We start from the raw sequence: 18,787 nt of genomic DNA, 5'->3' as shown, positions 1-18,787 counted from the left end.
CCCGAAGGCATAACTCCGCTCGACTTGCATGTATTAGGCACGCCGCCAGCGTTCGTCCTGAGCCAGGATCAAACTCTCCATAAAGGGAGTTTTCGCACTTGGCAAAGCCAATGCGAAAAGCTCCAAGGTGTTTGACTTGCTCATTTTTTCGCTTTTTCATTATCTCAACGAAGCAAGCTTCGTTCATGTAATGAGGCAGTTTCACTCGTTGTTCAGTTTTCAAAGAACAATCTTTGTTTCTCGCGTTCCGCCAATGTCTCAGCGGCGACAAGAAATAATATATCACAGGGGTGCATTTAATTGCAACCCCTTTTTTTATTTTTTTTCAAATCATCTATTTAACAGTACGGATTCTTATTATCTATAGGATTTGGCATTCAATGCATAACGCGACAGCTCCTTGGGGGAAGCAATGCGAGCATACATGCGGAAGATGATTTTGTAACGTCTGGCTATCGAGGTTTTGATCTCTCCATCCAAGCGGGAATCGCTCAAATCCAAAAGCATTTCATCCAACTCTTTACGCAACACATAATCGAATTCCTTGCATTCCTTATCGTTAAACAATATTCCGAGCATAACTTTAGCGGCCTCCTTTGATATGTCGCGCAAGTGGACCGTCCGGAAAAACAACCAAAAAGAGGACTCCCGGACATTGCCTTATTGTTATGCTCAAATATTGGAAAATTTATTACATACTCGCTAACCAAACTGTGAATGTGCTTTCAATAATCGCAGCGATGAATAATGCGATGATCAACACCACCGCCATCGGAACGAAGCGGATCATCAATCGCTCGATTTCTTTGCCTGTTCCCGCAAGCCTGCTCCGGTGCCATATAACCTGCCCAATCGCACGCAAGATCAATGTTCCGAATTTCATGCCGTATGCGCAAGCTATGACGATTGCCGGAATTTCAATGATGCCATGCGGAAGCAAAGCTTGAAAGATAACGCTGATAATGGACGGAGAATCCGGATCAAGCGCTACGATTTGCAGCAAATAACCGATAACCATGCCGTTAATCAATAGAAAAATCACCGGGATTATGCCAAAAAATACGCCAACATACATCATCAGTATCGCTTTGATTGCGTTATTAAAGAAGATAACGGCAATCATAGTCAAGGTTTTGTTCTGGGATTGATCGATTTGCTCGGCCAATTGCTGCAAGCCGGCCATCTGTCCATTAAGGAAAGCATGGAACGAATCATTCGTCCCCCCGATGACAATTCCCGCCAAAAACATCACGAATGAAAATCCGATATACCCGTTCATTTCCTTAAGATGCTTCCACCACTCATGTAAACGGAACAATCCATCTCCTCCTCGGCATGAAAGTTAAGGGAACTATGAATATCTCGGGTGTACGAGCATAGATTGTACTACTAGTGTGAAAAAGCCAAAGCCTCCAAAGGAGCCGGAGGTTTAGCCAAGAGAGGAGAGCCCTTACTCATGAACATGTTTTATGTATTAAACGGCAGAAAGCTGAAAAGGTACTTCTTCATTGCCATTGCTCTCGTGTTCGCAGTCGGAATTATCTATACCGAACGCGACAATATCACGGTATTCGCACCGCAGCAGCCGGCAGCCATCTACAGCGTGCCAACGGACAAGAAGGTCGTAGCGCTCACCTTCGATATCAGTTGGGGAGACAAACGCGCTGAGCCGATCCTGAATATTTTGAAGGAGAAAAACATCACCCAGGCAACCTTCTTCGTCTCCTCGGTTTGGGGACAATCCCATCCCGATCTCGTCAAAGAAATTCAAGAGGATGGCTTTGAAATCGGAAGCCACGGGCATAAGCATGAAAATTACAGCAAGCTCAGCGACGAGGAAATTCGCAAGCAAATCTCATCCGCTCATACCATCCTGTCCGATATTACGGGCAAACAGCCGAATCTGATTCGACTGCCGAACGGCGATTTCGACAAAAGAGTGCTGCAAATTGCGGAATCCATGAATTATACGGTCATTCAGTGGGATACCGACTCGCTCGATTGGATGAATATCGGCACGGACAAAATCATTGACCGCGTCGTCTCGCGAACGCATCCCGGAGACATTATTCTCCTGCATGCCAGCGATTCCGTCACGCAAACGCATCTGGCCCTCCCTGTCATTATCGATCAGCTTAGAGCCAAGGGCTATGAATTCGTATCGGTATCGCAATTGATCTCCCAGACGGAATCGCAAGGAGAAGCGGTACAGGATAAAAATTCGATGGACGACTCCCAGCTAAGCGCTGCAGAAATGAGCGAGTTCGCAATGGCGCTGGGCGATTAACAATACGCGGTCCCACGCGAGCATCAGAATGACATACTTGCAAACCAGGCATGCTAACTGGCCGATTTCGCAGCGCCGACTGCGGAGTCGGCTTCTGTTTTTTTCAGCAGTCGATGCATCATCATATTTTGGTACGCATTGCACAGGAACAACGGCGTAACCATAAAGATGATCGCGGCAATATTGGTCTCGCCCTGAAGAGCCGGCCATGCCTCGATAAAGGTTACCACGTACATGAGAAATACAGTCGGCACAAACGCGCTCTTGTTGGTCTGCTTCACCTTGTACCAAGCAGCGATAAGCGATGCGGCAATCAAGATGAGCGGCAGCGCCCAGAAGAACCAATTATTCGTGCGATCTTCGTAGAGCACGTAACCTAAGCCGAACACGCAAAAGGCGGTTGTGTAGCCTTGCAAAGCGTTCCATAGGTATTTTTTGCGAAAAACGCTAAGGGCAATGTAATTCAAGGTAAGATAGGCGAAAAAGCCCATTTGGCTGAACGCGCCGATCATGAGTCCCGAAATGGCCATCATCGAAGCGTTGAAGCCTGTCGCTTCCATGCCCATGAACCCAAATTCTTGATCCGACAGCATCATGATGATGCCCGCTATGATACAGCTGATCGCTCCGACAGCCATTGTGCTCCAAAATAAAAAAAACCATTTGCGCAAAGTCACGGTATGCAGCCTCCAAATGTTGATTTGCCTTTATTTTACCACGAACGCAAGAAAAAGCTAATGCCTGGTCATGATAAAACGGTGAACAATGCGCATAATAGTCATGATCAACTCAATCAAATGCAAATTGAATCATCCCTCGGGCAACTGGGTCAGATTAAGGCTTTAACATAGAAGGGAGATGAAAATGATGCGCAAGCGATGGTCTTTATTGTCGACGATTATGTTGACTGTATTCGTATTAAGCGGCTGCGGAGCGGAATCATCGGGAAACAATCAGCAAATGAGCTACAAGGACATGAAATCGATGGTCATCGACATTCTGAAAACCGAGGACGCGCAGAAGGCTTTGCAGGAATCTACCGAACAACTGTCAGGCTATACCGCTCAATCCTCCAAGCTTCTCTCCGTGCAGGATCAGGAGGAGGTCAGGCTTGCGGTCAAGGATGTCATCAGCTCGCCGGATTATGACAAGGTCATCAAAAAGCTGATGACGGACACCCGATTCGCGGGCGAATTCGCCAAGTCGGTCAATGCGCAGAACAAGGAGATTCACAAAGAGTTAATCAAGGATCCTCAATATCAAGCCGAGCTTGTGAAGACGATGCAAAACCCCGAGATGGAGAAAATCATTCTCGAGGTGCTCAAAAGCACGCAATATCGAAAAGAAGTCATGTCCCTGATGCAAGAATCGATGCAAAATCCTTTGTTCCGACTTGAAGTGCTCGATCTGATGAAGGCTGCGGTGAAGGAAGAGCTGCAGACGAAGCCGAACGAGAAGGTGGACAAGCAAGACGGCTCCGACGGCCAAGAAAGCGACAGCGGCGATTCGCAAAGTAAAGATGATCAGAGCATGGAGAGCTAGATGATCGGACTCAAAAAAAGCCCGAGCCCTCGACCGACAGCGCAGCATGAAGCTGCTCTTTGGGCGCAGGACTCGGGCTTTGATTGTTGTCGCAATCCAGCAAGCGGAAGCGAACAATTTCTTCGAGATTTATTTGCCGCAATGGGCAAGAACGCTGTCCGCCAGCTCCAAATACAATCGGCCTGTGTCCGAATCCGCTTTGTAGACGGATGGCGAGAAGTCCGGCTCCGAAACATGATTGTCCGGCGCGCCAAGCGGAATTTGCGCGAGCAGCCCGCAATGCAGCGTCTCCGCCAATCGCGCGCCGCCGCCGCGTCCGAAAACGTATTCCTTCTCCCCCGTCAGCTTCGACTCGAAGAAGGACATATTCTCGACAACGCCGATGATCTCATGCTCGGTCTTAATGGCCATGGCGCCCGCTCTGGCCGCGACAAATGCAGCCGTGGCATGCGGCGTGGTGACGATAATCTCCTTGCTGTGCGGAATAATCTGATGCACGTCGAGTGCCACATCGCCGGTTCCCGGCGGAAGATCCAGCAGCAGATAATCCAAATCGCCCCATTCGATCTCCTCGAAGAAGTTGCGAAGCATCTTGCCGAGCATCGGGCCGCGCCAGACGATCGGGGAGTTGTCCTCGACGAAGAAGCCCATGGAGATCACCTTGACGCCGAATCGTTCAATTGGAATGACACGGTCGTTCACGACCTCCGGGCGCTCCTCGATGCCCATCATATCGGGCACGCTGAAGCCGTAGATGTCCGCGTCGATGATGCCGACGCGCTTGCCCTTGCGGGCCAAGGCGACCGCGAGATTGACGGTCACCGTGGATTTGCCGACGCCGCCCTTGCCGCTGGCGACGGCGATGAATTCGGTCCCGCTGCCCTGCGACAGCAGCGGGCTCGCCAGACCGGCCCCGTGGCCCTTCACGGGGCCGCCGGAGGCGCCGGCAGGCGCCTCCTTCGCCGCTGGCGCTGGCTGCGCGCCGCCCGCGGGGGGCGCTCCCTCGGCGCTCCGAAACCGGCAGTGCACGGTTTCCGCGCCGAGGGGCGCCAGGGCCTCGCGCAGCGAGGCCTCGAGCGCGGGCTGAGCCGCGGCGCTCGCTTCCAGGACCGTCAGGGATACTTGACGGTCCCGCACCATTAGATCGCGGAAGGAGATGCCCTCCGCGGTATATCCTCCAGCCATCAGCGCTTGCTCGATGGCTTCTATTGCAGCTTCACGTGTTAACATTGGTTCTGTCCCACCTTCAAGTAATCGCATTATGCCCTTCATTATACCATAGCCGGGCGCCCGTTTCTTCTTCGCGAGAGGAATGCAGGCAATCCCGATAATCCCAACAAACCGCATCGTTTCGGCACCTGGACCAGCCGGCTTGCTCAACGAACCGCATCATCTCCGCACGGCGAACAAGCTTGAGCCCGCAATGCTGCATGCAGAGATCGCGGCTACTTCCCGTTATGCAGATCAATCTCCTCGAGCGCTCCCCCGCTCAGCTTCTCCCCCGTACTGAACCGAAGAATGCCTTGGTAGATCGAAGCGGCAACCTTCCGCTGATAATCCGCGTCCGAGAGACGCTGCGCTTCCTCCGGATTGGAGAGAAAACCAACCTCGACAAGCGCGGTAGGAACCTCCTCCAGCGCCTTCAGCAAATACACGTTATCCTTGGCCGCGGCAATACGGGTCGTGTTCTCAAGATTACGCCTGATCTCATCCTGAATAAAAGCCGCCAGCAGCTTATTGTCCGGATGATTCGACGGATAATAGAAGGTCTGGGCGCCGGACCATTTCGAAGAAGGAATGCTGTTCATGTGTATGCTGACAAAGGCCGCCGGTTTGCTCTCCTCGATCATCGAAGCCCGCTTAAGCAAATCCTCCGTCTTGCGCTTGCTATAAGCTCTGACATCATCGGAAGCCAGATCATAATCCCCCTCGCGGGTCAAGACGACCACAGCCCCGGCCTGCTGCAAATAATCGCGCAAATATAGCGCAATTGCCAGGTTCAAATCCTTCTCGATCGTGCCCTGCTTGCTCACCGCTCCGCCATCGACGCCTCCATGCCCGGCATCAATCGCAATCGTCTTGCCCGACAACGGTAAAGTCCAGTAAGACCATGTGCTTGCGGCGGGCATGCTGTATCGCAGCATGAAGCCTGTAAGCGCAATGACCAGCAAAGCGACAACGATTCGAATAACGCCTTTATAATTCAACCAAATTACGACATGTCGGCCAATCGGGCGCATCAAAAAAACCACCTCGTTCCCCTATTGAATAAGCTCTACGCTTGTTCAGTATATGGGACGAGATGGTTGTTTATGATCATCGTCTGACCGTTTCAGCTTCAGCGGTTACGAATCATTCGATTCTCGCCGCAGTTAGCCGACCGGCTGCTCCGACATGCCTTCAATCAGAATCTTCGCAACCTCGGGACGCGAGAATTCCGGCGGTGGACAGACCCCGTCGCGCAGCAAAGCGCGAACCTTCGTGCCCGACAACGTCAGATGAGCGCTCTTGTCATGCGGACAAGTCTTCGATGTCGCCATATTGCCGCAGATCGTGCAGAAAAAGCTGTGCTCGAAATAAAGCGGCGTTATGCCGAGATCCTCTGCTGGAATCGATTTTAGCAGCTCCTGCGCTTCGTATGTGCCGTAATAATCGCCTACGCCGGCATGATCGCGGCCCACGATGAAATGAGAACAGCCATAATTTTTGCGCACAAGCGCATGGAAGATCGCCTCGCGAGGTCCCGCGTAACGCATAGCGGCAGGGAACACGCCCAGAAACACGCGATCCGCCGGATAATAATTTTCCAATAGAGCCAGATAACTCTTCATGCGCACATTCGCAGGCACATCATCGGACTTCGTCTCGCCTACAAGCGGATTGAGGAAGAGCGCGTCCACGATCTCCATCGCCGTCTTCTGGATATATTCATGCGCGCGATGTACAGGATTGCGAGTCTGAAAGCCTACAACCGTATTCCAGCCCTTCTGCGCAAAGATTTGACGCGTCTGAGCCGGGTCATAATAGAATTCCTGGAACTTCTCCGGCTGCGGCCGGTTCAGCACCGTAATCTCTCCGCCCACGTAAGTCGAGGAGCGCTCCATCAGCTTCTTAACGCCTGGATGCTCAAGATCATCGGTCTTGAACACATGGAGAGCTTCCGCCTTCTGATCGACGCTGTAGATGCAATCGATCGCAATAATGCCGTAAGTAATACCGTCTTCTCCGATAAGCGCTGCGCGTTCGCCGATATTCAGCGTATTCGCCTTCGCTTCCTCGACGGCCAGCGTCACGGGAATGCTCCAGACAAGTCCATTCGCGAGTCGCATCGTATTGACAACGGAGAGATAGTCCTCTTCATTCAGAAATCCAGTCAGAGGGGAGAATGCCCCGACTCCGATCAAATCCAGATCCGAGATCGCCCAATTATTAATTGTAATTCGGGATAATCCGTTTGCTTCCTTCAGCAGCGTCTCGCGTTCTGCTCCTTCGGCAATTCGGTTGACGAGCGAGCCGCCATGTGGTGCAATTTGTGACATAATCAGTAATAGCCTCCTTGCAAGCTTTGCAGCCTACGTATTATTTATGCAAACCGCATTCCGTCTTCTCTTGTCCCGACCAGCGACCGGCGCGCGGATCTTCGCCCGGCATAACCTTACGCGTGCAATGCTCGCAGCCGATGCTTGGATAATGCTGATCATGCAAAGGATTGTAGATGACATCGTTCTCGCGGATATAGTTCCATACGTCTTCACTCGTCCAGCTTGCGATCGGATTGAATTTCACCAAACCGAATTTCACATCATATTCAATCTTCTTCGCGTTCGCGCGAGTAGGCGCCTGATCGCGTCTGATTCCTGTAATCCAGGCTTCATATTTCGAGAGAATGCTGGTCAGCGGCTTCACCTTGCGGATATCGCAGCATTTGTTCGCATCGGATTTCCATAGCTCATCGCCGAATTGCTCCGCCTGCTCCTCCGGCGTAATCTCCGGCTTCACTTCCACGAATGGAATGCCTTTGTAGCGCTCAGCCATGCGATCTCTTGTTTCATAGGTTTCCTTGAAATGAAAATCAGTGTCCAAATAGAAAATATCAGTAGTCGGGCTAATCTTCTGCAGCATGTCGACAAGTACGACATCCTCTGCGCCGAAGCTGCACGCGAACGTAATATTAGGGAATGTCTCTACAGCGAAACGAATGACGTCCTCTGGCGATGCATCTTCCAGCTCGACGGCTTTCTTCGCGATCAAAGCTTCTTTTTCGAATAAGTTCATGGATTTTTACCTCCGTTTTTAATTCCAAGTAAAGTAGTCTGTTTAATGCATTATACACCTTCTGTGCTTAATGTTCAATGCTTTGTTTAGCTGCTCGCGCCTGCAATAGAACGCTATGTCATTAGCCTATGCACTCCCATGCAAAAATGCCCTTCCCGCTTTGCAGCAGAAAGGGCATTCTGAGTAGAAAATTAACGTTTCGAGAACTGTGGAGCGCGACGTGCCGCTTTAAGACCGTATTTCTTACGTTCTTTCATACGTGGATCGCGAGTCAGGAAGCCTGCGCGTTTCAGCGCTGGGCGAAGCTCAGGATCAACTTTCAGAAGAGCGCGGGAAATACCGTGGCGAATAGCGCCGGCTTGGCCGGACATTCCGCCGCCGTTAGCGATAACAAGAACGTCGTACTTGTTCAATGTTTCTGTTAGATTAAGCGGTTGTTTTACGATCAGCTTCAATGTTTCCAGACCGAAATATTCGTTCAGATCACGCTTGTTAACAATGATTCGTCCTTCACCCGGCACAAGACGTACACGTGCAACAGAGTGTTTACGACGACCGGTTCCATAGTATTGCACTTGAGCCATGAAACTTGTCCTCCTCTTTATTACCCGCGAAGCTCGTAAACTTCAGGGTTTTGTGCTTGATGTGGATGTTCCGCACCTGCGTAGACTTTCAATTTAAGCTTCATTTTGTTGCCGAGACGATTCTTAGGCAGCATGCCGTGAACAGCAAGCTCGATCATGCGTTCAGGCTTCTTGCTTACCATCTCGTGAGCCGGAGTTACTTTCAAACCGCCGGAATACAAGGAATGACGATAGTACATTTTGTTAGCCATCTTGTTGCCTGTCAATACGATTTTCTCAGCATTGATGATGATAACGAAGTCACCAGTATCAATATGAGGCGTAAATTGCGGCTTGTGCTTGCCACGGATCAGGCTAGCTGCTTCGCTCGCCAGACGTCCAAGTGTCTTGCCTTCCGCATCGATGACGAACCATTTACGCTCAACTTCTGTTGGCTTTGCCATATAGGTGGTACGCATGGATGATCCTCCTTAGTTCTCATACATTAATCGTTTATAACAACGTAACGTTGATTTGATTATCGGGTATTCATGTGTTGCTCAGGCGGCCGTTCTTAGTCGGGGCTGTGGGATAGCCACTAAGAAAGCACAAGTTATATAATACTATAATATATAGGCAAACGCAAGTATAAATTCGCTTGCCGCTATGCCATACACACTTTCATTGCAATGCCGCCGCATCCTAGACCTAAGTCTGATGGGCGGCTACATCAGCAGCCTGTTTGCTTCCGATATAATAATTGGTAAGATAACTACATAATCAAGCAAGGGAGCGTTCAACCATGAAACGAAGAATAAAGCTTGGCACTATACTCATCATAATCGGAATGATCGGCATTCTTTATGCCATTGTATCCGGAGGCAAATCGCCGCTCGCCGGACTGTCCTCCTTCTTCATGACAGACGTTAATCAAGAACGGACTATCGATGTCAGTGAGGCAGAGGAACTCGTTATTAACTCCAAGAGCATTAATGTAGAAGTCGTGCAAGGAACGGGCGCGGAAGCGCTTGTTGCCATTAAAGGCAAAGCGAGTAAAAACATTGCCAATCAGCTAAAGATCAATGCCGAGCAATCCGGCAATCAATTGACGATCGATCCGAATCAACCCAAGGGAATCAGCTTTGGCTTCATCGGGAATCAAGTGACAATGACCGTCGCCCTTCCCGAGAAGCAGTGGAAACAAGTGCAACTCGAAATTTCCAGCGGCAATCTCGTCCTGGAGCAATTGTCCTCGGAAGCGATCAGCATCGATGCTGGATCGGGCAATGTGGCAATAGCAGATTCCGAGCTGGATTCTCTCTCGATTGATCAAGGGAGCGGCAATATGAAGCTATCCAATGTTCGTGCGAATACGATGGATCTGGATAATAGCAGCGGCAATACGAAGCTGGAAGACTACTATGCCGAGCATATCAAATTTCATTCTGGCAGCGGCAACGTCGCAATCTCGAATGGGGAAGGCGGCATAAGCGGCAACGCCGGCTCCGGCAACATCGTCGTTACGACGGATGATATCACGCAAGATACCGATTTGAAAGCAGGAAGCGGCAATATCACGATAAAGCTGAACCATGCGCCTGAGTCGCTCGCCGTCTCTTATGATGGCGGATCGGGAGACGGGGATATCTTGCTCGACGGGTTCTCCTACCATGGCGAGCATCATCACGATTCCTTTGAGGGCGTTTTCGGAAGCGGCGAGACAACATTAAAGGTCCGCACAGGCTCTGGAAATTTCACCTTGAAATAAATAGAACTGCATCTTACGCGATTACGAATCAAACAAAGCCGGCGCATGCCTCGCAGCGCTGGCTTTGTTATTCTTCGACCTCGGTCTCGGGTTCATCCTTAACTTGATCATAAGGATGGGGGAACTGGTTGTCATTCGTGCGAGCATACTCCACATCCATCAACGTCAATCCATGCGCCATCGCCGTAGGACCCGCAAGCGCGCGTGACTTGCCATCCAGTATCCGCAGCATATCGTCTGCCAGCAGCTTTCCTTCGCCAACCCATAGCAGCGTTCCCATAATAACCCGCACCATGTTGTAGAGAAATCCATTGCCGGTCACGACCAGATGGAGGAATGGCCCCTCCTCTTCCAGTCGAGCTTCATAGATCGTTCGTATATGAGAGGCCTTCGTCGAATGAATGGAGGTATAGGAGGTGAAGTCATGCTCTCCGACCAGATGCTTCAGTCCTTCGCGCATTTCCTCCACGCGAAGCGGCGTGGGATGATGGAAGCGATATTGTCTGCCGAATACATCGGGAAACTTTCCGCGATCGATGGTATAACAATATGTCTTTCGCTTCGCGGACTTCCTTGAATGGAAAGCCTCCGGTACATCCCAGGCATCCAGAATAACGATATCCTTCGGCAGCCTTGTGTTCAGCGCGATCGCCCAGCGTTCCGTCGGTATTGTGGATTCCGTGTGGAAGTTGAATACCTGTCCCCGTGCATGCACGCCGGCATCTGTCCTGCCCGAACCGAGTATAATAATGCTCTCATTCGTCAAATGCTCTAAAGCCTTTTCGATCTCGCCTTGCACCGTTCTGCCGTACGGCTGAGATTGAAAGCCGTTAAACTCGCTTCCGTCGTAACTGACCTTGCATCCAATATTGCGCATGTTTTCACCTGCAATTTCTTTGTATAACTCATCTGGAATTCCCGGCTGGCATCCTCTACGCAAATCTGCGCCAAAACAAAAAAAAGGTGGCCTCGAGGGTCCACCCTTTCTTCTCTTATGCGCGATCTACAAGCTCCAGGTAAACCATTGGAGCCGAATCACCGCGACGAGGTCCCAGCTTCAGGATACGCGTGTATCCGCCGGCACGCTCCGAATAACGGGATGCGATCTCAGAGAACAGCTTTTGGATAGCGTCCTGTCCGCCGTCGATGGATTCGCGGCGAACGTATGCTGCTACTTGACGACGAGCGTGAAGATCGCCCTTCTTCGCTTTCGTAATCAGCTTCTCAGCGATCGAACGAACTTCCTTCGCTTTCGCTTCCGTTGTTTGGATGCGCTCATATAGGAACAGATCTGTAACGAGATCGCGGAACAATGCTTTCCGCGCGCTGGCGTCACGTCCTAGTTTTTGATATGCCATTTCGTTTTTCCCTCCCTTGCTCTTTTGTTGGTTCTCGGTGCTACTCTTCCATGCGCAGGCCAAGACCCAGCTCTTCAAGCTTCTCTTGAACCTCTTCGAGGGATTTGCGGCCCAGATTGCGGACCTTCATCATATCCTCTTCCGATTTCGTGATCAGCTCTTGAACCGTGTTAATGCCTGCACGCTTCAAGCAGTTATATGAACGTACGGAAAGATCCAGCTCTTCGATCGTCATCTCGAGAACCTTCTCTTTCTTGTCCTCTTCCTTCTCAACCATGATTTCCGCATCTTTGGCTTCGTCGGTCAGTCCGACGAACAAGTCCAGATGCTCGGTCAGAATCTTAGCGCCAAGGCTTACCGCCTCTTCAGGGCGAATGCTGCCATCCGTCCATACTTCAAGCGTCAGCTTGTCATAGTTGGTAACCTGACCGACACGTGTATTCTCGACGCTATAATTGACACGAGTAATTGGCGTATAGATGGAGTCAACAGGGATGACGCCGATTGGCTGATCATCGCTCTTGTTCCGGTCCGCTTGCACGTAGCCGCGTCCTCGATTAGCAAATATACGCATATGGAGACGCGCTCCGGAAGCCAAGGTTGCAATGTGAAGATCAGGGCTCAATATTTCGACATCGCTATCAGCACGAATATCTCCTGCTGTAATATCCCCTTCGCCTTCCGCGTCAATTTCCAATACCTTCTCCTCGTCGGAATGGATTTTGAGCGATAGGCCTTTCAGGTTTAGAATGATCTCCGTAACGTCTTCAATCACTCCTGGAACCGTAGAAAACTCATGCAGTACGCCATCGATTTGAACCGATGTTACGGCCGCGCCAGGCAATGACGACAGTAAAATCCGACGAAGCGAATTTCCCAGCGTAGTCCCGTAACCGCGCTCCAGCGGCTCGACAACGAAACGTCCGTAGTTTCCTTCATCGTTCAGTTCTACGGTTTCGATTTTCGGCTTTTCGATCTCAATCACTAATAGTACCCTCCTTCAAACATCGCTCCGTTAACTAGTCGACTATTATGTCAAACCTCGTAGTATGTCAAACCTTCACAACCATTATTCACAAGTTGCAGATATTTGATACCATCGTTGACTTAACTATACGCGACGACGTTTCGGCGGACGGCATCCATTATGCGGTACTGGCGTAACATCCTTAATGAGGTTAACTTCCAATCCGGCTGCTTGCAGCGAACGAATCGCGGCTTCACGGCCTGCGCCTGGTCCTTTAACCATGACTTCTACAACGCGCATGCCATGCTCCATCGCAGCTTTCGCAGCGGATTCGGCAGCCATTTGCGCAGCGTAAGGCGTGCTCTTGCGGGAGCCCTTGAAGCCAAGGTTGCCCGAGCTTGCCCATGAAATCGCATTGCCGTGCGGATCTGTGATCGTAACGATTGTATTGTTGAACGTCGAGCGAATATGCGCAACGCCAGAGTCAATATTTTTCCGGTCGCGACGTTTTGTGCGTACGACTTTTTTAGGTTTAGCCATTGTCCATTATCCTCCCTTCTTATTTCTTCTTGTTTGCTACAGTCCGACGCGGACCTTTGCGAGTACGCGCGTTTGTTTTCGTACGTTGACCGCGAACAGGAAGTCCGCGACGGTGACGAAGACCACGGTAGCAGCCGATCTCAGTGAGACGCTTGATGTTAAGTGAAATTTCACGACGAAGGTCGCCTTCCACTTTCGTTGTTTTGTCAATGGCATCACGCAAACGAGCAAGCTCGTCTTCCGTCAGATCGCGAACGCGAGTGTCCGGATTAACTTCAGCAGCTGCGATCAGCTTTTGCGATGTTGTTTTGCCAATACCGAAAATATACGTCAGGGCGATTTCAACGCGCTTGTCGCGCGGAATATCTACACCAGCTATACGTGCCATGGGCTATTGTCCCTCCTTTATCCTTGTTTTTGTTTGTGTTTCGGATTTTCACAAATAACCATTACATTGCCTTTGCGGCGAATGACTTTGCATTTCTCGCAAATCGGCTTAACCGAAGGTCTAACCTTCATTGTGATTACCTCCCGATCTTGTCGCAAGCAGCCTCTTGCAAGGCCTACTTCCGATAGGTGATGCGCCCTCTTGATAAATCATAAGGCGATAACTGAATAACCACTTTGTCTCCTGTCAGAATACGAATGAAATGCATTCTGAGCTTGCCGGAGACATGGGCGAGAATTTGATGTCCGTTCTCCAGCTCCACCTTGAACATGGCATTCGGCAACGGTTCGATTACCGTGCCTTCGACCTCAATGACGTCTTCCTTAGCCACCGTCATTCTCCTTTCGCATGTGCATACTTCTGAATCACATAACGCAACTTGGCATTGGTCACCCTGCTTGTTTCTTGCAAGCTGTTTGTTACTTCTTGACTAATGGCGGACTGCAACTCCAGATGCAGGACGTTCTTCTTCTTCGGAGAGTCGAAGCGCCGCTTGTCTCCATCGGCAATCCAGACGAATTTCTCGTCAATGATACCGATGATTATAGCATAGCTTTCCTCTTCCTTGCCGCGAAGCACCTTGACGATCTGACCAATCTGCGGACGAGCATCCATCATCAAACCCCGGATGGCTTCGGCAGCATGGTCAAGATTTCAAAGCCGTCCTCCGTTACAGCAACGGTATGCTCGAAATGAGCGCACCAGCTGCCGTCCTGCGTTACGACCGTCCAATTATCCTCAAGCGTCCGGACATATCGTTCACCGATATTGACCATCGGCTCAATGGCAAGCACCACACCCGGCTTCAGCCGCGGTCCGCGATCGGGTATGCCGTAGTTCGGTATTTGCGGCTCTTCATGCAGATCCGCGCCGATTCCGTGCCCTACGTATTCCCGTACAACGGAGAAGCCCGCTGCTTCAATCACCTTCTGGATGGCGTGTGAAATTGTAAACAATCGAACATCGGGTCCGACGAGCGCGAGACCCGCATACAGCGATTCCTCCGTAACATGAAGCAATCGCTGCGCTTCCTCAGAGATTTTGCCCACACCGTAGGTCCAGGCCGAATCTCCGTGATAGCCTTCATACTCCGCGCCGATGTCTATGCTTATAATGTCACCTTCGTTCAACTTGCGAGAACCAGGGAATCCATGCACCAGTTCGTCGTTCACAGAAGCGCAGATGCTGGAAGGAAATCCATTGTAACCTTTAAAGGATGGCACAGCCCCTTGGCTTCTGATGAACTTGTCGGCAATGTCGTCAAGCTCGCCAGTTGTAACGCCCGGTTTGACTGCAGCTGCCATCAAACGATGCGTCTCCGCAACGATGCGACCAGCTTCCCTCATTAAACGCAGTTCCGATTCGGATTTGCATATAATCATTACAATGTACCTTTCAGGCAGGAAACAATATCCGCTGTTACGATATTAATATCCTTCTCGCCATCGACCTCACGCAGGAGACCTTTACCGTTGTAGTAGTTGAGAAGCGGTTCGGTCTTGGACGTGTATTCATCCAACCGAGTACCGACCTTCTCTTCCGTATCATCGGAACGCTGATACAGCTCTCCGCCGTCCTTGTCGCAGATGCCTTCGACCTTCGGAGGATTGAACAGGACGTGGTAGGTCGTACCGCATGACTTGCATATGCGTCTGCCTGTCAAACGGGCAAGCAGCAATCCGCGATCTACCTTCAAGTTCACGACATGGTCAATGCTTCGGCCAAGCTCGCTCAGCATCGCATCAAGCGCTTCGGCTTGCTGCAGCGTGCGCGGAAAGCCGTCCAGCAGGAACCCTTTCTTGCAATCGTCTTGCGCCAGGCGTTCCTTAACGATGCCGTTTGTAATCTCGTCTGGAACGAGCAAGCCTTGATCGATATATTCTTTGGCCTTCAAGCCTACCGGCGTGCCTTGCTTCATCGCAAGTCTGAATGCATCGCCCGTAGAAATATGCGGTATGCCGAAGTTCTCTACAATCCGCTCAGCCTGTGTGCCTTTGCCAGCTCCCGGAGGACCCATGAATAGAATGTTCATTACTGTGTTCCTCGCTTTAAACACAATAGGCTCGTTCGGGCACCGCTTCCTCTGCTAACGATAAGAACGGCAGCCCGCATTCGAACCTAATGTTATTTATTGATAAACCCTTTGTAATGGCGTTTGATCAACTGGCTTTCAATCTGCTTCATTGTATCAAGCGCTACGCCGACAACAATGAGAAGCGATGTTCCGCCAAGCTGAACCGAACGCGGCAATCCTGCCAAAGATCCGAAGAATACCGGGAGCACTGAAATCGCAGCCAAGAAGATCGCGCCCGTAAGCGTGATACGCGACATGACGCGAGTCAGATACGCGGAAGTCGGCTTCCCTGGGCGAATGCCCGGAATGTAGCCGCCATTCTTCTTCATTTGATCTGCCATTTGCACAGGATTGATCTGCACGAATGTGTAGAAGAACGTAAAGCCGATGATCAGAAGCACATACAGCACCATGCCAAGCGGCTTGTCATAGCTCATATTGTTTCTGATCCAGTCTGCCCAATCATGGCCAGCCCAGAAGCTCGCAATCGTAATCGGGAACATGATGAGCGATACCGCGAAGATTACCGGAATAACGCCGGCTCCGTTCACCTTCATCGGGATATGCGTCGATTGTCCGCCGTACATCTTGCGGCCTACTACTCGCTTAGCATATTGAACAGGAATCTTGCGTATGCCTTGCTGGATGAAGATAACGCCGACGATAATCGCGACAATCGCGATTAGAATCAGGACAACCTTCACGATGTTCAGGAACAGCTGATCTTGAGCGCCTTCGAATTCAGTCGAATAGATCGTACGAACATGACCTGGAATTGCGGCTACGATCGCCGAGAAAATCAGAATGGAGATACCGTTGCCTATGCCTCGCTCCGTAATTTGCTCGCCCAGCCACATCAGGAAAGCCGTACCCGCCGTCAATATAATCGCAATGACCAGGTAATCCGTGAAGGATGCGCCCGGAATCATTTGCTGGCTGTATTGACGGTTGAAGCCGATCGCTGTTGCAAAGCCTTGAACAAGACCCAGAATAACCGTGCCGTAACGCGTAATTTGCGCGAGCTTCTTCTTGCCGTTCTCGCCTTCCTTCGCCCATTCGGCGAACTTCGGAATAACGTCCATAGACAACAGCTGCACGATAATGGAAGCTGTAATGTATGGCGTAATTCCGATTGCGAAGATAGAGAAGTGATACAACGCGCCGCCGGAGAAGGTATTCAGCAAGCCGAACAAATCCGCTCCAGCCGAATCGTTATTCTTGAATACATCAGTATCAACGCCAGGTACCGGAATGAACGCTCCGATACGATAAATGAATAAGATGAAAAGTGTGAACAGGATCCTCATACGCAAATCCGTTACTTTCCATATGTTGGACACGGTTGTGAACAATTAGATCACCTCGGTTTTACCGCCGGCAGCCTGGATCTTCTCCACCGCAGATTGAGAGAACTTACTTGCTTTTACAGTTAAACTTACTTTCAATTCACCATTACCCAGGATCTTAATGCCAGCTAAAGGGTTTTTCACAATACCCTGCTCGGAAAGAACTTCTGGTGTGACTTCAGTACCCGCTGCAAAGCTGTTAAGATCTTCAATATTGACAATCGCATATTCCTTGCGGAACGGATTGTTGAAACCGCGTTTCGGAACACGGCGGTACAATGGGTTCTGTCCGCCCTCGAATCCTGGACGAACGCCGCCGCCGGAACGAGCGTTTTGACCTTTGTGGCCCTTACCTGACGTCTTGCCATTGCCTGATCCGATACCGCGGCCTTTGCGCTTGGGAGCGCTAGTCGAACCCGCTGCCGGAGCTAAATCATGCAATTTCATCGTTCGTGCACCTCCTTATAGATTTCGTGAAAAACAAGGCCGTTCTAAACCTCTTGCACTTGCACCAAGTGGCTGACATGGTTAACCATGCCGCGAATAGCCGGGCTGTCGTTTAGAACGACCGATTGACGAATTTTGCGAAGGCCGAGCGATTCAACCGTTGCACGCTGTTTCTCGTTGCGGCCAATCAAACTGCGAACGAGGGTAATTTGCAATTTTGCCATTCTTTTCCCCTCCTTAACCTAACAGCTCTTCGACTGTTTTGCCGCGAAGCTTTGCAACGTCTTCCGCGCGTTTCAAACGGGAAAGACCTTCAAGCGTAGCGTTCACCATGTTCAGTGAGTTCGAAGAACCAAGGGATTTCGTTAAAATATCGCCGACGCCGGCAAGCTCAAGAACAGCACGAACCGGTCCGCCCGCGATAACTCCAGTACCTTCGGAAGCCGGCTTCAGAAGAACTTCACCCGCGCCGAAATGTCCAAGTACAAGATGCGGAATCGTTGTTCCCACGAGAGGAACTTGGATCAGGTTTTTCTTGGCATCTTCAATACCTTTGCGAATTGCTTCAGGTACTTCGCCAGCTTTACCGATCCCCGCGCCGACGTAGCCTTTACCGTCGCCAACTACTACAAGTGCGCTGAAGCTGAAACGGCGTCCGCCTTTTACAACCTTCGCTACACGATTGATATGAACAACTTTTTCAGTCAGTTCTAACGTATTAGGATCTACACGCAAGTCGATTTACCTCCTTATTCGATAGTTTAGAATTCCAAGCCTGCTTCGCGTGCTGCGGTTGCCAGCGCTTGAATTCTGCCGTGATACAAGTAACCGCCGCGGTCGAATACGACCTCAGTTACGCCTTTTGCTTTGGCACGCTCTGCAATTAATGCGCCAACCTTAGCAGCAGCTTCGACGTTCCCGCCGTTGCCAATTGAGGCAGCCAGATCTTTATCCTGCGTGGATGCGGAAGCCAGCGTTACTCCTGCTACATCATCGATCAATTGAGCGTACATATGCTTGGAGGAACGGAATACAGCTAGACGCGGGCGTGCTGCTGTGCCGTTAATTTTTTTACGAACACGAAGGTGTCTTTTCAGACGAGCCTTGTTTTTGTCGCCTTTTGTAATCATACAAGGGTTCACTCCTTTCCTAATGCCTTATGAAGCTATCCT

The 18,787-nt window shown here is 50.6% G+C and carries 27 protein-coding genes and 1 rRNA gene; 3 read left to right on the top strand and 25 right to left on the bottom strand.

What is annotated here, in order from left to right:
- The 3 genes from HFP08_RS26270 to HFP08_RS26260 all read right to left on the bottom strand — a co-directional run.
- Positions 1 to 84 (bottom strand): 16S ribosomal RNA (locus HFP08_RS26270); the annotation flags it as partial.
- A gap of 273 nt (positions 85 to 357) precedes the next feature.
- Positions 358 to 579: a hypothetical protein gene (locus HFP08_RS26265; protein ID WP_168123601.1), complete on the bottom strand. Its 222-nt coding sequence runs from the start codon at positions 577 to 579 to the stop codon at positions 358 to 360.
- A 112-nt stretch (positions 580 to 691) separates the two neighbouring features.
- Positions 692 to 1,318 (bottom strand): stage II sporulation protein M, encoded by a 627-nt coding sequence (locus tag HFP08_RS26260; protein WP_240941892.1) that lies wholly within the window; start codon positions 1,316 to 1,318, stop codon positions 692 to 694.
- 138 nt (positions 1,319 to 1,456) lie between these two features.
- On the opposite strand from HFP08_RS26260, the gene pdaB reads away from it, so the two are divergent.
- The gene (gene pdaB, locus HFP08_RS26255; RefSeq protein ID WP_168123600.1) at positions 1,457 to 2,287 is read left to right on the top strand and encodes a polysaccharide deacetylase family sporulation protein PdaB; all 831 of its coding nucleotides are present in this window, start codon (positions 1,457 to 1,459) and stop codon (positions 2,285 to 2,287) included.
- 53 nt (positions 2,288 to 2,340) lie between these two features.
- Here the strand turns inward: pdaB and HFP08_RS26250 are convergent, their stop codons facing one another.
- Positions 2,341 to 2,964 carry a KinB-signaling pathway activation protein gene (locus tag HFP08_RS26250; protein WP_240941891.1) on the bottom strand — a complete coding sequence of 208 codons (624 nt, stop codon included), beginning with the start codon at positions 2,962 to 2,964 and terminating at the stop codon, positions 2,341 to 2,343.
- A 187-nt stretch (positions 2,965 to 3,151) separates the two neighbouring features.
- Here HFP08_RS26250 and gerD point away from each other — a divergent pair, with 187 nt between their 5' ends.
- Positions 3,152 to 3,829: a spore germination lipoprotein GerD gene (gene gerD, locus HFP08_RS26245; RefSeq protein WP_168123599.1), complete on the top strand. Its 678-nt coding sequence runs from the start codon at positions 3,152 to 3,154 to the stop codon at positions 3,827 to 3,829.
- A 129-nt stretch (positions 3,830 to 3,958) separates the two neighbouring features.
- Here the strand turns inward: gerD and HFP08_RS26240 are convergent, their stop codons facing one another.
- The 6 genes from HFP08_RS26240 to rplM form a co-directional block, all read right to left on the bottom strand.
- The gene (locus HFP08_RS26240; RefSeq protein WP_168123605.1) at positions 3,959 to 5,059 is read right to left on the bottom strand and encodes an Mrp/NBP35 family ATP-binding protein; all 1,101 of its coding nucleotides are present in this window, start codon (positions 5,057 to 5,059) and stop codon (positions 3,959 to 3,961) included.
- A gap of 215 nt (positions 5,060 to 5,274) precedes the next feature.
- Positions 5,275 to 6,069, bottom strand: a complete 795-nt coding sequence (gene cwlD, locus HFP08_RS26235; RefSeq protein WP_168123598.1) for an N-acetylmuramoyl-L-alanine amidase CwlD — start codon at positions 6,067 to 6,069, stop codon at positions 5,275 to 5,277.
- Between the two features lie 132 nt (positions 6,070 to 6,201).
- Positions 6,202 to 7,368: a sulfate adenylyltransferase gene (gene sat, locus HFP08_RS26230; RefSeq protein ID WP_168123597.1), complete on the bottom strand. Its 1,167-nt coding sequence runs from the start codon at positions 7,366 to 7,368 to the stop codon at positions 6,202 to 6,204.
- A 40-nt stretch (positions 7,369 to 7,408) separates the two neighbouring features.
- Positions 7,409 to 8,104: a phosphoadenylyl-sulfate reductase gene (locus tag HFP08_RS26225; RefSeq protein ID WP_168123596.1), complete on the bottom strand. Its 696-nt coding sequence runs from the start codon at positions 8,102 to 8,104 to the stop codon at positions 7,409 to 7,411.
- Between the two features lie 191 nt (positions 8,105 to 8,295).
- Positions 8,296 to 8,688, bottom strand: coding sequence for a 30S ribosomal protein S9 (rpsI, locus tag HFP08_RS26220; RefSeq protein WP_168123595.1), 393 nt, complete (start codon positions 8,686 to 8,688; stop codon positions 8,296 to 8,298).
- A gap of 20 nt (positions 8,689 to 8,708) precedes the next feature.
- The gene (gene rplM / locus HFP08_RS26215; protein ID WP_168123594.1) at positions 8,709 to 9,146 is read right to left on the bottom strand and encodes a 50S ribosomal protein L13; all 438 of its coding nucleotides are present in this window, start codon (positions 9,144 to 9,146) and stop codon (positions 8,709 to 8,711) included.
- Between the two features lie 323 nt (positions 9,147 to 9,469).
- Between rplM and HFP08_RS26210 the strand changes: the two genes are divergently transcribed.
- Positions 9,470 to 10,435 (top strand): DUF4097 family beta strand repeat-containing protein, encoded by a 966-nt coding sequence (locus tag HFP08_RS26210; protein ID WP_168123593.1) that lies wholly within the window; start codon positions 9,470 to 9,472, stop codon positions 10,433 to 10,435.
- A gap of 67 nt (positions 10,436 to 10,502) precedes the next feature.
- On the opposite strand, the gene truA is transcribed toward HFP08_RS26210, so the two are convergent.
- The 15 genes from truA to rplR all read right to left on the bottom strand — a co-directional run bounded on the left by truA (position 10,503) and on the right by rplR (position 18,745).
- Positions 10,503 to 11,312, bottom strand: coding sequence for a tRNA pseudouridine(38-40) synthase TruA (gene truA / locus HFP08_RS26205; RefSeq protein ID WP_168123592.1), 810 nt, complete (start codon positions 11,310 to 11,312; stop codon positions 10,503 to 10,505).
- A 115-nt stretch (positions 11,313 to 11,427) separates the two neighbouring features.
- Complete coding sequence (gene rplQ / locus HFP08_RS26200; RefSeq protein WP_168123591.1) at positions 11,428 to 11,793, bottom strand: 50S ribosomal protein L17; 366 nt, start codon at positions 11,791 to 11,793, stop codon at positions 11,428 to 11,430.
- A gap of 40 nt (positions 11,794 to 11,833) precedes the next feature.
- A complete protein-coding gene (locus HFP08_RS26195; RefSeq protein WP_168123590.1) occupies positions 11,834 to 12,778 on the bottom strand; it encodes a DNA-directed RNA polymerase subunit alpha in 945 nt (314 codons plus the stop codon).
- 126 nt (positions 12,779 to 12,904) lie between these two features.
- Positions 12,905 to 13,300, bottom strand: coding sequence for a 30S ribosomal protein S11 (gene rpsK / locus HFP08_RS26190; RefSeq protein WP_168123589.1), 396 nt, complete (start codon positions 13,298 to 13,300; stop codon positions 12,905 to 12,907).
- A gap of 19 nt (positions 13,301 to 13,319) precedes the next feature.
- Positions 13,320 to 13,688: a 30S ribosomal protein S13 gene (rpsM, locus tag HFP08_RS26185; RefSeq protein WP_168123588.1), complete on the bottom strand. Its 369-nt coding sequence runs from the start codon at positions 13,686 to 13,688 to the stop codon at positions 13,320 to 13,322.
- Positions 13,689 to 13,705: 17 nt separating this feature from the next.
- Positions 13,706 to 13,819 carry a 50S ribosomal protein L36 gene (rpmJ, locus tag HFP08_RS26180; RefSeq protein ID WP_003333770.1) on the bottom strand — a complete coding sequence of 38 codons (114 nt, stop codon included), beginning with the start codon at positions 13,817 to 13,819 and terminating at the stop codon, positions 13,706 to 13,708.
- Positions 13,820 to 13,863: 44 nt separating this feature from the next.
- Positions 13,864 to 14,079 (bottom strand): translation initiation factor IF-1, encoded by a 216-nt coding sequence (infA, locus tag HFP08_RS26175; RefSeq protein WP_015847200.1) that lies wholly within the window; start codon positions 14,077 to 14,079, stop codon positions 13,864 to 13,866.
- A 2-nt stretch (positions 14,080 to 14,081) separates the two neighbouring features.
- On the bottom strand, positions 14,082 to 14,363 hold the full coding sequence (locus HFP08_RS26170) for a KOW domain-containing RNA-binding protein (protein ID WP_168123604.1): 282 nt from the start codon (positions 14,361 to 14,363) through the stop codon (positions 14,082 to 14,084).
- A 2-nt stretch (positions 14,364 to 14,365) separates the two neighbouring features.
- Entirely contained in the window at positions 14,366 to 15,130 is a 765-nt protein-coding gene (map, locus tag HFP08_RS26165) for a type I methionyl aminopeptidase (RefSeq protein ID WP_168123587.1), read from the bottom strand.
- Positions 15,130 to 15,780 carry an adenylate kinase gene (locus HFP08_RS26160; RefSeq protein WP_168123586.1) on the bottom strand — a complete coding sequence of 217 codons (651 nt, stop codon included), beginning with the start codon at positions 15,778 to 15,780 and terminating at the stop codon, positions 15,130 to 15,132. Before HFP08_RS26160 ends, map begins: the two co-directional genes overlap by 1 nt.
- 92 nt (positions 15,781 to 15,872) lie before the next feature.
- Complete coding sequence (gene secY, locus HFP08_RS26155; RefSeq protein ID WP_168123585.1) at positions 15,873 to 17,174, bottom strand: preprotein translocase subunit SecY; 1,302 nt, start codon at positions 17,172 to 17,174, stop codon at positions 15,873 to 15,875.
- Positions 17,175 to 17,615: a 50S ribosomal protein L15 gene (gene rplO / locus HFP08_RS26150; protein ID WP_168123584.1), complete on the bottom strand. Its 441-nt coding sequence runs from the start codon at positions 17,613 to 17,615 to the stop codon at positions 17,175 to 17,177.
- A gap of 44 nt (positions 17,616 to 17,659) precedes the next feature.
- Complete coding sequence (gene rpmD, locus HFP08_RS26145) at positions 17,660 to 17,839, bottom strand: 50S ribosomal protein L30 (protein ID WP_168123583.1); 180 nt, start codon at positions 17,837 to 17,839, stop codon at positions 17,660 to 17,662.
- Positions 17,840 to 17,852: 13 nt separating this feature from the next.
- Positions 17,853 to 18,350: a 30S ribosomal protein S5 gene (rpsE, locus tag HFP08_RS26140; protein ID WP_168123582.1), complete on the bottom strand. Its 498-nt coding sequence runs from the start codon at positions 18,348 to 18,350 to the stop codon at positions 17,853 to 17,855.
- A 26-nt stretch (positions 18,351 to 18,376) separates the two neighbouring features.
- A complete protein-coding gene (gene rplR / locus HFP08_RS26135; protein WP_168123581.1) occupies positions 18,377 to 18,745 on the bottom strand; it encodes a 50S ribosomal protein L18 in 369 nt (122 codons plus the stop codon).
- Positions 18,746 to 18,787: the final 42 nt, after the last annotated feature.

The organism is Paenibacillus sp. HB172176 (assembly GCF_011947265.1).
In the GTDB taxonomy this organism is placed as follows: Bacteria; Bacillota; Bacilli; order Paenibacillales; family Paenibacillaceae; genus Pristimantibacillus.
Note: the sequence above shows the minus strand (reverse complement) of the source record. Positions and strands in the feature narration are given on the sequence as shown.